Source organism: Arthrobacter endolithicus (assembly GCF_026627425.1).
Taxonomy (GTDB): Bacteria; Actinomycetota; Actinomycetes; order Actinomycetales; family Micrococcaceae; genus Arthrobacter_M.
In genome coordinates, this window is the sequence record NZ_JAPNLH010000003.1 from 43,906 (window position 1) to 57,673 (window position 13,768).

The 13,768-nt window shown below is 64.3% G+C and carries 10 protein-coding genes and 1 pseudogene; 7 read left to right on the forward strand and 4 right to left on the reverse strand.

Annotated elements, in window-relative coordinates:
• Nucleotides 1–156 precede the first annotated feature (156 nt).
• From OS914_RS03455 to OS914_RS03475, 5 genes and pseudogenes are all read left to right on the forward strand, one after another.
• Entirely contained in the window at nucleotides 157–1,599 is a 1,443-nt protein-coding gene (locus OS914_RS03455) for a DUF2254 domain-containing protein (RefSeq protein ID WP_267544675.1), read from the forward strand.
• A 95-nt stretch (nucleotides 1,600–1,694) separates the two neighbouring features.
• Nucleotides 1,695–3,896, forward strand: a complete 2,202-nt coding sequence (locus OS914_RS03460; protein ID WP_267544676.1) for a S9 family peptidase — start codon at nucleotides 1,695–1,697, stop codon at nucleotides 3,894–3,896.
• 61 nt (nucleotides 3,897–3,957) lie between these two features.
• A pseudogene (gene paaI, locus OS914_RS03465) lies at nucleotides 3,958–4,383 on the forward strand (hydroxyphenylacetyl-CoA thioesterase PaaI); the annotation flags it as partial.
• Between the two features lie 101 nt (nucleotides 4,384–4,484).
• Entirely contained in the window at nucleotides 4,485–5,837 is a 1,353-nt protein-coding gene (paaK, locus tag OS914_RS03470; protein WP_267544677.1) for a phenylacetate--CoA ligase PaaK, read from the forward strand.
• A 23-nt stretch (nucleotides 5,838–5,860) separates the two neighbouring features.
• The gene (locus OS914_RS03475; protein ID WP_267544678.1) at nucleotides 5,861–6,490 is read left to right on the forward strand and encodes a TetR/AcrR family transcriptional regulator; all 630 of its coding nucleotides are present in this window, start codon (nucleotides 5,861–5,863) and stop codon (nucleotides 6,488–6,490) included.
• 42 nt (nucleotides 6,491–6,532) lie between these two features.
• On the opposite strand, the gene fabF is transcribed toward OS914_RS03475, so the two are convergent.
• The 3 genes from fabF to paaZ all read right to left on the reverse strand — a co-directional run bounded on the left by fabF (nucleotide 6,533) and on the right by paaZ (nucleotide 11,794).
• Nucleotides 6,533–7,810, reverse strand: coding sequence for a beta-ketoacyl-ACP synthase II (gene fabF, locus OS914_RS03480; RefSeq protein ID WP_267544679.1), 1,278 nt, complete (start codon nucleotides 7,808–7,810; stop codon nucleotides 6,533–6,535).
• Nucleotides 7,807–9,492, reverse strand: coding sequence for a class I adenylate-forming enzyme family protein (locus OS914_RS03485; protein WP_267544680.1), 1,686 nt, complete (start codon nucleotides 9,490–9,492; stop codon nucleotides 7,807–7,809). The genes fabF and OS914_RS03485 overlap by 4 nt, the downstream gene beginning before the upstream one ends.
• Before the next feature lie 187 nt (nucleotides 9,493–9,679).
• Nucleotides 9,680–11,794 carry a phenylacetic acid degradation bifunctional protein PaaZ gene (gene paaZ, locus OS914_RS03490; RefSeq protein ID WP_267544681.1) on the reverse strand — a complete coding sequence of 705 codons (2,115 nt, stop codon included), beginning with the start codon at nucleotides 11,792–11,794 and terminating at the stop codon, nucleotides 9,680–9,682.
• A 390-nt stretch (nucleotides 11,795–12,184) separates the two neighbouring features.
• Here paaZ and OS914_RS03495 point away from each other — a divergent pair, with 390 nt between their 5' ends.
• Nucleotides 12,185–12,541, forward strand: coding sequence for a hotdog fold thioesterase (locus OS914_RS03495; protein ID WP_267544870.1), 357 nt, complete (start codon nucleotides 12,185–12,187; stop codon nucleotides 12,539–12,541).
• 107 nt (nucleotides 12,542–12,648) lie between these two features.
• Nucleotides 12,649–13,143, forward strand: coding sequence for a DUF2269 family protein (locus tag OS914_RS03500; protein WP_267544682.1), 495 nt, complete (start codon nucleotides 12,649–12,651; stop codon nucleotides 13,141–13,143).
• Between the two features lie 29 nt (nucleotides 13,144–13,172).
• On the opposite strand, the gene OS914_RS03505 is transcribed toward OS914_RS03500, so the two are convergent.
• The gene (locus OS914_RS03505; RefSeq protein WP_267544683.1) at nucleotides 13,173–13,766 is read right to left on the reverse strand and encodes a GNAT family N-acetyltransferase; all 594 of its coding nucleotides are present in this window, start codon (nucleotides 13,764–13,766) and stop codon (nucleotides 13,173–13,175) included.
• Nucleotides 13,767–13,768 lie beyond the last annotated feature (2 nt).

The following is a 13,768-nucleotide window of genomic DNA, read 5'->3' on the forward strand; positions in this document are numbered from 1 at the left end:
CGTCCCGCCAAGTTGCACCGTGCAGTACAGTCGGCATCAAAGTCCTAAGACCACGTCGGAGGGTATGTCCGTGATACTTACACTTTCAGCAGTCCGTGGCCCCGACCCTATTCATGCAGGGTCCGCACCCGGAATCTTTTGCCGGGGCCGCGAATAATGTCCCGGTCCAGCAGTGGGCGCCTGCGGGTAGCTCTTGATGCGTTGGCATCCCTGCTGTGGCCGCTGCCTGCCTTGGGCGTCGTCGTCGCCCTGGCTGCCGGAATTGGGCTGCCGCTGGTGGATGTCGCCGTCACCGATGATCTGCCGCCCGCCCTGAAGGTATCTCTATTCGGCGGGGGGCCTGCGGCGGCACGTGCGGTGCTGGAAGCCATCGCCAGCTCACTGGTTACGGTAACGTCTCTAACCTTTTCGCTGACTGTCATCACACTACAGCTTGCCAGCAGCCAGTTTTCGCCGCGGCTGCTGCGCAACTTCACCGCTGACCGCACGGTCCATGGCGTCCTGACGCTTTTTTTGGGCACGTTCACGTTCGCACTGACCGTGCTGCGGACCGTTCGCTCAGAAAATGGCGGCCAGACCGGCTTCGTACCCCAGATTTCCGTTTCCCTGGCGTTCATTCTGGAGATTGCCAGCATCATAGGGCTGGTATATTTCCTGGCCCACCTGGCACGGGAGATCCGCGTGGACACCGTTATGGCCAATGTGCACCGCGAGACGACCGCGACCATCAGCAGGCTCTTCCCCGACCGCGTTGACGGCGGGAACGGAGACGACGACGGCGGGGACGGCGACGACGGCGGCGGGGACGCAGGTGGCCGCGGGCGTCCGCGGCCGGTGCCGGAAGCGCGGACGGCCATCCTTATTGAGTCAGTGACCTCTGGCTTTTTACTTAGCATCGATCCGGACGACCTACTGGAAGCAGCCACGGCGAACAACGCCGTCATCCGCATCGACCGTGAGCCCGGAAGTTCCATCGTTCGGGGAACGCCGCTGGCAACGGCGTGGCCAGTGGTGTCGAATCAGCCGTTGACGGACCAGAACACCGAAGCACTCCGCAAGGCAGTTTCGAGTGCGGCCACCATTGGTTTTGAGCGCACCATAGTCCAGGACGTCAGCTTCGGCCTACGTCAACTGACCGATGTCGCCGCACGGGCACTCTCCCCCGGCGTTAACGACCCGACCACCGCCGTCCATGTGCTCGGCCATCTTTCTGCCATCCTGTGCGACCTTGCCGGCCGGAAGTTAGGCCCGCGCACCGTGGCGGACGGTAGCGGCCAGATCCGGGTCGTGATCGCCCAGCCAGGATTTGCTTCCTTGCTGGACTTGGCCATTGGCCAGCCCCGACGGTACGGGGTCGCAGATCCCGTGGTGGCGGGCCGGATCCTCGACCTACTCAAAGAGGTGGCCTGGTGCAGCTCAACACCCTCGCTTAGAGCAGTCTTGGCGGATCAGCTGACCCGGATGGAACAGCAGATGCAGGAGCAGACATTTGTTCCGGCGGACCGAGATCACCTGCAGTCCATGTCCCGGGGCGTGCGTGCCGCGCTGCAGGGGGTATGGACGGAGGAGGCGTTTGCGCGCGACCAGCAGCCGGGGTGACGCGACCGGCAACCCGGTGAACAGCGGCGGTACACTGACCCCGTGTCGACCTGTTGACTACGTGGCCTGTCGGCCACCTCGCTAGAGTGGCATCCATGACGAAAACCACCCCCGCTGCCCCGCCCGTCGCCAAAAAGGTTCCTACTACCCGGACCCATCATGGGGACACTTTCACCGACAACTACGAGTGGCTCCGGGAGAAGGAAAATCCAGAGGTTAAGGCTCATCTGGAGGCAGAGCAGGCGTACACGGATGAGGTGACTGCGGGCCAGGAGCCGTTGCGGCAGGCCATTTTCGGTGAAATCAAGGCCCGCACTCAGGAAACGGACCTCTCCGTGCCCACCCGCAAGGACGGCTGGTGGTACTACACCCGAACCGAAGAGGGCGAGGCCTACGGCGTGCACTGCCGGGTGCAGGCTGCGGACACCGGGAACAGTGTTCAGGATTGGACGCCGCCACTGATTGAGGCGGGCCAGCCGGCGCCGGGTGAGCAGATCCTGCTGGACGGCAACGCGGAGGCCGCGGGAAAACCCTTCTTTTCACTCGGCGGTGCCACCGTCACCCAGGACGGCACGCTCTATGCGTACGCCCAGGACAACTCCGGGGATGAGCTGTTCACCGTACGGATCAAGGATTTACGCAGTGGCATGCTCCTTGATGACGTGATCGAGAATGTCTTCTACGGGCTGGTCTTCGCACCCGACGGCAGCCGGCTTTTCTACATGGTGGCCGACGAATCCTGGCGTCCCTATCAGGTGAAATCGCATGTGCTGGGCACGCCTACCTCCACCGATGAGGTGCTCTACCAGGAGGATGACGTGGCGATGTGGACGGGCTTTGAGCTCTCTTCGGACCGCCGCGCGCTGGTCATCAGCATCGGCTGCTCGGAGTTCAGCGAGACCCGGTACCTGCGGCTCGATGCTCCCGAAAATGGTCTGCAGATGGTGATTCCACGGACGGAAAAGATCCTCTATGACGCGGAACCATTCCTGCTGGACGGGGTGGAAAAGATCCTGCTCACGCATAATAAGGACGCGGTGAACTCGATGATTTCGCTGCTGGATACTGCGCAGCTGGGCAGGCCGGTGGCGGATCAGCGGTGGGCAACGGTGCTGGAGCACGACGACGGCGTCAGGGTTGACGGCGCGACGGTCACCGCCACGCATCTGGTCCTTTCCGTCCGGTCGGACACGATCGAACGGGTGCAGGTGATTGAACTGCCCGGGTTGGGCACCGCTGGCCAGCGGGACGCGGTGGAACCGGCCTTCGATGAGGAGCTGTTCACCACCACTATGGGCGGATCCGATTACGAAGCTCCGGTCATCCGGCTGGGCTACACCTCGTATTTGACGCCGCCGCGGATCTACGACTTCGTGCTGCCGATAACCGCAACCGGTACCACCGGCAACTCCGGCGAACTCCTGCTGCGCAAGGAATCCCCCGTCCTGGGGGGCTACCGCCCCGGCAGCTACATCGCCAAGCGGGAATGGGCCCGGACACCGGACGGCACGCAGGTTCCGCTCTCCGTGATCCGCCGCGCGGACCTGCCCCGGGATGGCTCGCAGGCGGGCGTGGTTTACGGTTACGGTTCCTATGAAGTCAGCATGGACCCGGGCTTTTCGATTGCCCGGCTCTCGCTGCTGGACCGCGGGATCGTGTTTGTAATTGCCCACATCCGCGGCGGCGGCGAAATGGGCCGGCACTGGTATGAACAGGGCAAAAAGACGGAGAAGAAAAACACCTTTACGGATTTCCTTGCCGCCACGGATTGGCTGGCCGCTTCGGGCTGGGTTGACCGGACGCGGATCGCCGCCCTGGGCGGATCCGCCGGCGGGCTGCTGATGGGAGCGGTAGCGAACCTGGCCCCGGAGAAGTTTGCCGCCGTCGTCGCCCAGGTTCCTTTTGTGGATGCGCTGACCACCATTCTGGACCCGGAGCTGCCGCTGTCAGCGCTGGAGTGGGAGGAATGGGGAAATCCGATCACTGACGCCGAGGTTTACCACTACATGAAGGGCTACACGCCGTACGAGAATATCCGCCCCGTTGCTTATCCGCGGATCGCCGCGGTGACCAGTTTCAATGACACACGAGTGCTTTACGTGGAGCCAGCCAAATGGGTGCAGGCGCTGCGGGAAATCAGCACCGGCAGCGAACCAATCGTGCTGAAAATCGAAATGGACGGCGGCCACGGTGGAGCATCCGGCCGTTATGAAGGCTGGAAAGCGCGTGCTTGGGATTACGCGTTCCTTGCGGATGCGCTGGGCGCCACCGAGCTGACCGGACCCCGGCCCGCTTGACACGGAGCGCTGCAAGGGTATTACCTAATGAACATTCGGTAAGTCGGGTGAGAGGAATCACATGGTTGGCAGCAGTACCAGTCTGAACCACCCCATGCTGGCCAACGACCACGCCTCGGCGTGGCTGGGCGTCGAGGTCCTCAAGCTGGGGGACGGGCACGCAACCATCGCGATGACACTGCGCAAGGAGATGATGAACGGCTTCGGCGTGACGCACGGCGGGATGATTTTTGCGTTCGCGGACTCCGCCTTCGCGCTGGCCTGCAATCCCGCCGACGGCGACGGCAGCACCATGACGGTGGGATCCGGCGTTGACGTCAATTTTCTCAAGCCCAGTCGGGAAGGGCAGAGGATCACCGCCGAGGCCCAACGGCGGAGCAGTCAAGGGCGCAGCGGCATTTATGACGTGCGGATCTTCGCCGGAGCGCCCGAGGACCGCGACGTGATCGCCGAGTTCCGCGGCCGGAGCCGGACAGTGTTTACCAAGGCAGTGCCGATCGCGGCTGCCTCGACCACGGAGGCGTCCACGAGCGCCCCCGCCACGACCACCATGGCAACAGGCCCAAGCAGCAGGGAGATCGGTCAGCGATGACAGACACTGTAGTACCGCCAATGACAAGCCACGACCCGGGAGCACTGGACCCGGCGGAAACCATGAGCCGGGATGAGCTCGAGGCCCTGCAGCTGCGCCGGCTGCAGCAGACCCTGGCCTACGCGTATGAGCGGGTACCCCTGTATAAGCGCAAGTTTGACGAGGTGGGAGTTCACCCCGAGGATCTGCGCGAGCTCTCCGACCTGGCAAATTTCCCGTACACCACCAAGGAGGACCTGCGCTCGGAGTACCCGTTCGGCATGTTCGCCGTCCCGCAAAACAGGATCGTCCGCATCCACGCCAGTTCGGGAACCACCGGCCGGCCCACCGTGGTCGGCTACACGCAGAGTGATTTGGATGTGTGGGCCTCCCTGGTGGCACGCTCCATGCGCGCCTCCGGCGTCCGGCCCGGCAACAAGGTCCACATTGCCTACGGTTACGGACTCTTTACCGGCGGCCTGGGTGCCCATTACGGTGCCGAAGCATTGGGAACCACCGTGATCCCGATGTCCGGCGGCCAGACGGAGAAGCAGATCCAGCTCATTACCGATTTTGAGCCGGACGTCATTATGTGCACCCCGACGTATCTGCTGACCATCATGGATGCAATGCGCCAGCAGGGCCTGGATCCCCGCAAATCGTCGCTGAAAACCGCCGTTTGCGGAGCGGAGCCGTGGACGGATGAGATGCGCCATGAACTTGAAACAGGCCTGGATCTGGATGCCTGCGACATTTACGGTCTCTCCGAGGTAATGGGTCCCGGCGTTGCCGGCGAGTCGGTGGAAACCAAGGACGGCTGTCACATCTGGGAGGATCATTTCCGCCCGGAAATCATCGACCCGTTCGATCCCCGCCTCGGCAAAGATGCTGTGCTCAGCGACGGCCAGCATGGGGAACTCGTTTTTACCTCGCTGACCAAGGAAGCTCTGCCGATCATCCGGTACCGGACCAAGGACCTCACCCGCCTGCTGCCCGGCACCGCACGGCCGTCGATGCGCCGGATGGGCCGGATCACCGGCCGCAGCGATGACATGATCATCCTGCGCGGGGTGAACATGTTTCCCTCCCAGGTCGAGGAAATTGCGCTGCGGATCCCGGCGTTGAGCCCGCATTTCCAGATGGAGCTGTCCCGTCCGCAGGGGCGCCGGATGGATGAGCTGGCCATCAGGATCGAACCCCGTGAAGGGACAACGCAGCAGGAACGGACCGCGGCGGCCGCCAAGCTCCAGGAACAGATCAAAATTCATATCGGCTCCTCGGCCCGGATTATCCTGGTGGAGCCCGGCGAGTTGGAACGTTCCAACGGGAAGCTCCGCCGGATCTACGACCTGCGGCCTAAATCGCCCTAGCGGTCGTGAGAAACGAAGGAATCATGACCATCGAGTCAAAGAGCATCACCGCTACCCTCCCGGCCGGGCCCATGTCCAAACGCGGCCGCCCCGGGTACGACCAACAGTCGGTGCTGCGCATCTGCGTAGAGGTCTTCAACAAGCACGGCTATGACGCGACGTCAATGGGCGTACTGGCGGAGAATCTGGGGATCTCCAAGTCAGCGATCTACCATCACGTCCCGTCCAAAGAGGATCTGCTCCGGCTGGCCTTGGAGGAGGCCTTGGGCGCACTGGAAGGAATTCTGGCCGAGCCCGGCGCCGCGAGCGGAGCGGCAGATGCGCGGCTCGAATTCGTCCTGCGCCGCACGGTCGCAGTCCTGACGGACAAACTGCCGTTTGTCACCTTGCTGCTGCGCCTGCGCGGCAACACGGACATGGAACGCGATGCGCTCGGCCGTCGCCGGGAGTTTGATCGGCAGGTGGCGGCCCTGATCGCCGATGCCCAGCGGGACGGCGAACTCCGCCGGGACATCGACCCACGGACCATTACCCGGCTGCTCTTTGGTACCATCAATTCCATTGTGGAATGGTACAAACCGGGCGGCTCGCTGACCGCGGAACGCCTGGCCGACGACGTCATCACCATGGTGTTCGGCGGCCTGCACCACTGAGGTACCTGGCGTCCGCCATGGACGCCCGAAAAGATGCGCTGCCTAGACCCGGCCGAACACCACCACGGCGTTTTGACCGCCGAAACCAAAAGCATTCGTCATGGCCGTCCGGACGGGAACGGGCCGCGCCTCATTGGGGACGTAGTCCAGATCACACTCGGGGTCCGGTGTGCCGTAATTGATTGTCGGCGGGATCACTGCGTCGGTCAGCACCCTGGCGCAGACCAGCCCCGCCAGCGCTCCGGCGGCTCCGATCAGATGACCCGTCATGGATTTAGGCGCGGACACGGCCACGGTGTCCGCAGCGGCACCAAAGACCTGCCGGATGGCGGCCGTTTCGGTCCGGTCGTTGGCCTTCGTTGACGTTCCGTGGGCGCAGATATAACCGACGTCCGCCGGCTCCAGCCGGGCATTGCGCAGTCCGCGGCGGATCGCCTCGGCCGCGTACTTCCCGCTGGGTTCCGGTGCCACCGTGTGAAACGCATCGGAGGTCAGTGCGCCGCCCTTGACCTCCGCGTAGACACGGGCTCCACGGGCGCGCGCCGTCGGCAGCCGTTCCAGCACAAACACCACGGCTCCCTCGCCAAAAACGAACCCGTCCCGCTCCGCGTCAAAGGGCCGGGACGCCTCGGCAGGATTGTCATTGTGGGTGGAGAGGGCCCGCATGGCGCTGAGGCCGCCGAACATTACCGGCGTGATCGCGGCATCGGCCCCGCCTGCAATGACGTAGTCAGCATCACCGGCCAGCAGCGCGCGCCGCGCTTCGAGCAGCGCATAGGCGCCGCTGGCGCAGGCGAGCGCGCTGGCATTGACGGGACCATGCACACCCAGACTAATGGCGACCTCGCAGGCCGGCATGTTCGTCAGCGATGCCGCCACGAAGTTCGGACTGATCCGGCGCAGCCCCTCCGCAGCCTGGGTCTTGGTGGCATCCTCGATCTCCGTGAAGCCGGCAACCGCAGAGTTAATAAACACTGCCGCTTCCAGTTCGGAAAGATCCGGCGGCAGCCCGGCATCGGCCACGGCCTCGTACGCCGCCGTCACCGCCATCTGGGAGGTACGGGAGGAGCGTTTACGGGCCTTATACGACATCTGCCCGGTCGGTTCGAAGTCCTTGACCTCCCCGGCTATCCGGGTCGGAAAGCCTGCGGCATCAAAGAGGGTAATGGGTCCCACTCCGCTTTTCCCCTCGACCAGCGCGTCCCATGTCTGCCCCGCGGTCTTGCCGACCGGGGTGACGGCGCCCAGACCGGTGATGACAATCTTGTCCCGGTCTGGGTGCTGGGCTGATTCCCGGGCCAAGGAACCGGCCGGACTCATTCGGCGGCTCCATCGTCGTGGCGGCCCCCGGTTGACGGCGACAGCAGGAGTCCGGCAGCGCCGTCTGCGACGGCTTGCCCGGCAACTTTAAAGTGCATCTTTTTGCCGGTGGCAGTCAGCGGCAGCTCCTGCACAAAACGGTACGCCCTCGGCCGCTTGAAATTGGACAGCAGAGGATGCTCAAAGCAGTGCCGGTCCAGCTCATCGACGGTCACATCGCCGTGCGTCATTACGTAGGCCACTACCTTCTGGCCCCAGTGCGGATCGGGAAGTCCGACGACGACGGCGTCGCTGACGCCGGGGTGCTCGCCGAGCACCTCCTCCACCTGCACGGGATGAATATTCTCTCCGCCGGAAATGATCATGTCGTCCTTGCGGCCCACAATGGTCACAAACCCGTCCTCATCCCAGCTGGCCAGATCCCCGGGGTACAGCCAGCCGTGCTGGAATTTTTCCTCGTCCTTCTGCGGCAAGTTGAAGTAGGAAAAACCGGATTTCGGTGAGCGCATAATAATCTCGCCCACCTCCTGGCCATCCCGTGCGGCGAACTCGTCCGGGTTTGCCGCCCGGTCCGGGTAGATGCGGACCACGGCGACGTCGTCGTCCGTGCACGCGCGCCCGGCCGTGCCGGCATGGGCGGGAAGGTCCTCGGGCCGCAGGAAGGTGTTCCAGAACGCCTCCGTGGTGCCGTAGCCATTGAAGATGCGCGGCGTGAGGACCTGCTGATAGCGCAGCGCGGCGCCCCGGCTCAGCGGAGCACCCATGGTGACGATCCCGCGGAGCCCGGACAGGTCGCGCGGGCTGCGGACCTGCTCGTCGGCGAGCATGCCAAGCGTAACGGGCGCACCGATCAGGAAAGTGATCCCGTACTTCTCCACCCAGTCCAGCACGCGTGCGGCGTTAAAGGCACGCAGCGGGACCACCGAGCCGCCAACGTAGAACACCGGGTTGGGTCCGCCCGAGTAGAGGCCACCGCGGTGGAACCAGGGCGTCATATTCAGCGTGCGGTCATACGGCGTCAGCGGGAAATGCATGATCACGTCGTGCGCGCTCATCACCTCCACGAGCGAGGGCAACGGGACGCCCTTGGGCATGCCGGTGGTGCCGGAGGTGTATAACCTCGTGGTCTCCTCGTAGATCGAGAAGTCCTCCGGAACACTCAGGGCCCGCTCCGGAGCGGCCGCGAGCGCGGCTGCCAAGGAGCGGGTGCCGCCATCGGTCGGGGTGCCGCCGTCGTCGCCCGGACTGACGGCCAGCAGCACGGGAGACAAGCCGGAAATCTTTACCGCCTGCAGCGCACCAAGCTCCCCCGACGCGCCGTAAACGAAGACCGCAGGTTCACTGTCGCTCAGAATATGGGCCGTCTCGCCGGGGGCCAGGCGGAAGTTGATCGGCACGCCCACGGCACCCAGGCGCTGGGTGGCCAGATACAAAATAGCGAACTCGGGGCAGTTGGTCAGCTGATAAACCACCCGGTCCCCGCGCCCCACGCCGAGCTCCGCGAGCGCGGACGCGGCACGGGCCACGTCGCCGTCGAGCTCCCGATAGGTCCAGGACCGGTCCGTCTCCGGATCCAGGATGGCCAGCTGGGCGCCGTACCGGCTCACGTTCCGGCGGAACCCGGCCGCGTAGCTAAAAGCGTGTTCGAAGTATTCCCGGAACCGGCTGGCGTCATAGCTCATTTGCCCCTCCACATCGGCTGAACGCGCTGCGGCCCGACGAGCAATGCCAGCAGCTTCTGCACTTGTCTGTGATTGTTGCACCGGTCACGCCAACGGCACAAACATTGCGGCGCCGGCAGCACCCGAATGAACCTTTTTGCCCGGTACCTCTAGCACGGCCGTGGGTCAGCTCCTGTGGCGCCCGGGGCTAATCCTTGGCCACCAGGGTCAGTACGTCGTACGTCGCCACAATCTCGTCGTTCTGGTTGTGCAGGATCGCATCCCACCTGACTTCCCCGTAGGCATCAGTTTCGCGGGGTGTGATCTGTTTGGCGGTCAGCGTGACGCGGAAGGAATCCCCCGCGGCCACCGGGGTGAGGAACCGCAGGTTGTCCAGACCGTAATTCGCCAGCACCGGTCCCGGTTCTGGATCCACGAACAGCCCCGCCGCCCAGGAGAGCAGCAGGTAGCCGTGCGCCACGATGCCGGGGAAGAACGGGTTGGCGGCGGCCGCATCCTGGTTCGTGTGGGCATAGAAGGTGTCGCCGGTGCTGTTCGCGAAGGCGCTGACGTCCTTGAGGGACACCTGCCGGAGCCTGGAGGCGAAGGCATCGCCGATCTGCAGCTCCGCCAGTGACTTGCGGAACGGGTGGCCTTCCCCGGTGCCAAATCTCCGGTCTGCTCCGGCGTGCCAAACGCCGGTGATGGCCGTGAGCATGTTCGGCGAGCCCTGCACCGCGGTGCGCTGCATGTGGTGGTAAACGGAGCGGATGCCGCCTAGCTCCTCGCCGCCGCCGGCCCGGCCGGGTCCGCCGTGCACCAGGTGCGGCACCGGTGAGCCATGCCCGGTGGAACTGCCGGCGTCCTCCCGGTTGAGCACCAGGACGCGTCCGTGATGGGCCGCGATCCCGCTGATCAACTGCTGCGCAACGGAGGGGTCATTGGTGCAGACGGTCGCGACCAGCGACCCGCCGCCCAGAGCCGCCAACCGTACGGCCTCACTGACGTCCCCGTCCGTCGTCGGATAGCCGAGCACGGAAGCCACCGGGCCAAAGGCCTCCACGGAGTGCAGTTCCGACGTCTCCGGGTTGTCCCAGTCCAGCAGCACCGGGGACATGAAGGCGCCGCAAACCCCGTTGCCGGCCCCGCCAGAAAGTAAACGGACATCTTCCGGTGCCTCCACAGTGCCGTAGGCCAGCGTGCCACCGGCAGCCTGCAGCCTGCCGACGGCGGAGCGGACTTCGGCGAGCTGGTCTAAGGATGCCAGCGGACCCATGGTGACGCCGTCGGCCCGCGGATCGCCGACGACGACACGCTCCCGGAGCGCGGCTCCGACGGCCTCGACCACCTCCCGGCGGCATTCCTCAGGCACGATCACGCGCCGGATGCTCGTGCATTTCTGCCCGGCCTTCGACGTCATTTCGGTGACCACGGAGTCAACGAACGCCGCAAACTCCGGTGTTCCCGGAACAGCATCGGGTCCCAGGATGGCGGCGTTGAGCGAATCCGTTTCGGAGGTGAAGCGCACCCCCGCTGCCACGACGTTCGGGTGGCTCTTGAGCGTCCGGGCGGTCCCGGCCGACCCGGTGAACGCCACCAGATCGCGGTAGTCGAGTTCATCGAGCAGATTACGTGCCGAGCCGGAAATCAGCTGCAGGGAGCCGGCGGGCAAAATCCCGGAATCAACGATCAGCCGCACCATCGCTGCGGCCACATAACCGGTGGGCGTGGCGGGTTTGACGATGCTGGGCACGCCGGCAAGGAACGCCGGCGCGAGCTTTTCGAGCATGCCCCAGACGGGAAAATTGAATGCGTTGATCTGCACGGCCACGCCCGGAATGCGCGTGTAGATATGCTCACCGATGAACGAACCGTCGCGGGAGAGCACCTCGGCAGGCCCGTCGATGACCACCTTGGCGTTGGGCAGTTCACGCCTGCCCTTGGAACCGAAGGTGAATAGCACACCGATGCCGCCGTCAATGTCCACCTTGGAATCATTCACGGTGGCACCGCTGCGGGCGGAAACCTCGTAGAGCTCGTCCCGGTGACCGTTGAGGTACTGCGCCAGTTCCTTGAGTTTCAAGGCACGCTGGTGGAAGGTCAGCCGTCCCAGCTCATGCTGTCCCACCATCCGGCCATGGGCGACGACCGCGCCCAGGTCCAGACCGTCGGCGCTCACCGCGGCCACCGGTTCACCGGTGCTGGCGTCACGGATCGCGGTACCCGGAACGTCAACGCGTTCGGGTTTCCACCAGGCATCGAGGACGTAGCTGGGGACCGTTTCCACGGTGTATCCGGTGACTTCAGCGGCGGTGGTTGTCATCGTCGACGGTTCCTTTCGGTAGGTACTCGCGGCAGTGCTTACTCACGGCCACTCGCGGCGCCGATATACCGACCGGGCGTTCAGTAATGTGACCAGACTACATGACGGACCACGGGGTCGGGGGGAACGGATAAGGCCTGCAGTGGCGGCCACGGACCTTCGTAGGATACTGGTGTCATGACCGAACGCTACCCACCTCTGGAGCCCCATGACTCGGCAACCGACGACCGGTAGCCGGATGGCCGCCAACCAGATCCCAGCAGGAGCGCACTAATGAGCGAGAACGAAACCACATCCCTCAGCAGCGCCACCGGCGCGTCCGCTGCCGGATCCGCCGCACCGGACGCGGACCAGCCGTGGCAGATCGTGCTCGGCGAGCTGGACGTCAAGATGGGCGTTGCCATCCTTGAACAATCTGCGCAGCGGGTCGTCGCAACCATGCCGGTGGAGGGCAACCGGCAGTCCTTCGGCATGCTGCACGGGGGCGCCTCGCTGGCGTTCGGTGAAGCCATCGGCTCCTGGGCCGCCGTCATCCATGCCAGCGCCACCGGCCGGACCGCCGTCGGCGTCGACGTTTCCGCCACGCACCACCGGTCTGCCCGCAGCGGCCTGGTCACCGGCATCGCCACCGCCATCCATCTGGGCCGGACCACCACCAGTCACGAGGTGATTCTCTACGACGAGCAGGAGCGGCGCCTGTGCACGCTGCGGATTACCAATCTGATTCTGGACCGTCCGCACGCCTGATGGGGCACCAGCGGCAGAGTGGCGGGGGTTCCCCGACCGGATAGCGGGTTGCACGATCAATCAAAAGGTTGATGGATCCCTGAACCCGGACGGCTAAACTGAAAAATATGGAAACTTTGCTGAACGTATTGCATGTTGTGGCCGCCGTTTTTCTGATCGGCCCGATGGCTATTCTGCCGATGTCAGCCATGCGAATGCTCCGCAACGGCCACAAAAGCGAAGTCGCTTCGCTGGCCAAATCGACGAACCTGTTTACACTGCTGTCCCTGCTGGTAGTTGTCTTCGGTTTCGGCGTACTCGGGATGAGTGATCCCAAGGACCATCTGTCGGTCACCACCGGATGGGTCCTGATCTCGATCATCGCCTACGTCGTGGCGCTGGCACTGAACCTCTTCGTCGTGGTGCCGGCCATGCGCAAGGCGGCCGAGAGCCTCCAGGTCGTTGCCGCCGGCAATGTATCCTCCGATGCCGAGGTTGCACCCCGTGGCGCAGAAACGACAACCGCGCAAACGCGCACCGGATATCCGCAGATCGCCATCTCATCGGGGGTCGTCACCTTGCTGCTGGCGCTCGTCGTCGTGCTCATGGTGTGGAAGCCGTAGCCGCAGGTGCTCGCACCGCTTTCAAATCGTCATTTTTTTGATTTTAGTCTGTTGACCAGACCATTGCGCACCATGGGCCATTCGGAAGCGATGATGGAAAACACCACAGTGTCCCGCAGCGACCCGTCGGCGAGTCGACTATGATTGCGCAGCACGCCGTCCTGCTTGGCGCCAAGCCGGACGATGGCTGCCCGCGATTGCTGGTTCATCCAGTGCGTGCGGAATTCCACGGCAATGCAGGCCAGGACGTCAAAAGCATGGGATAGCAGCAAAAGTTTGGACTCTGCATTAGTGCCGGACCCCTGCGCGCCGGCGGAATTCCAGGTGGAACCGATCTCAAGCCGGCTATTGGCCGCATCGATGTTCATGTACGTGGTCATGCCGATAATCCGCCTATCCGCGTTCCGACGGGTGGCAAACGGAATCATCTGTCCCTGTTGCTGCAGCCCCAGCCGCCGCTCAATCTCCGCACCCATTCCCTCCGGACGAGGCACGGAGGTATACCAAAGATTCCATAGTTCGCCGTCTTGGGCCGCGGCTACAAGGCCGTCGTGATGGTCCGTGGACAGCGGCTCCAGGGTCACAAGCTGACCGGCAAGAGTGAGCGGTTGTATTGGCATCATAG

Excerpts from the sequence above, each read along its gene's own strand:
- OS914_RS03455 (WP_267544675.1), top strand. The coding sequence starts at position 157 with ATGTCCCGGTCCAGCAGTGGGCGCCTGCGGGTAGCTCTTGATGCGTTG.
- paaK (WP_267544677.1), top strand. The coding sequence starts at position 4,485 with ATGACAGACACTGTAGTACCGCCAATGACAAGCCACGACCCGGGAGCA.
- OS914_RS03505 (WP_267544683.1), bottom strand. The coding sequence starts at position 13,766 with ATGATGCCAATACAACCGCTCACTCTTGCCGGTCAGCTTGTGACCCTG.
- OS914_RS03475 (WP_267544678.1), top strand. The coding sequence starts at position 5,861 with ATGACCATCGAGTCAAAGAGCATCACCGCTACCCTCCCGGCCGGGCCC.
- OS914_RS03495 (WP_267544870.1), top strand. The coding sequence starts at position 12,185 with ATGGGCGTTGCCATCCTTGAACAATCTGCGCAGCGGGTCGTCGCAACC.
- OS914_RS03485 (WP_267544680.1), bottom strand. The coding sequence starts at position 9,492 with ATGAGCTATGACGCCAGCCGGTTCCGGGAATACTTCGAACACGCTTTT.
- fabF (WP_267544679.1), bottom strand. The coding sequence starts at position 7,810 with ATGAGTCCGGCCGGTTCCTTGGCCCGGGAATCAGCCCAGCACCCAGAC.
- paaZ (WP_267544681.1), bottom strand. The coding sequence starts at position 11,794 with ATGACAACCACCGCCGCTGAAGTCACCGGATACACCGTGGAAACGGTC.
- OS914_RS03500 (WP_267544682.1), top strand. The coding sequence starts at position 12,649 with ATGGAAACTTTGCTGAACGTATTGCATGTTGTGGCCGCCGTTTTTCTG.
- OS914_RS03460 (WP_267544676.1), top strand. The coding sequence starts at position 1,695 with ATGACGAAAACCACCCCCGCTGCCCCGCCCGTCGCCAAAAAGGTTCCT.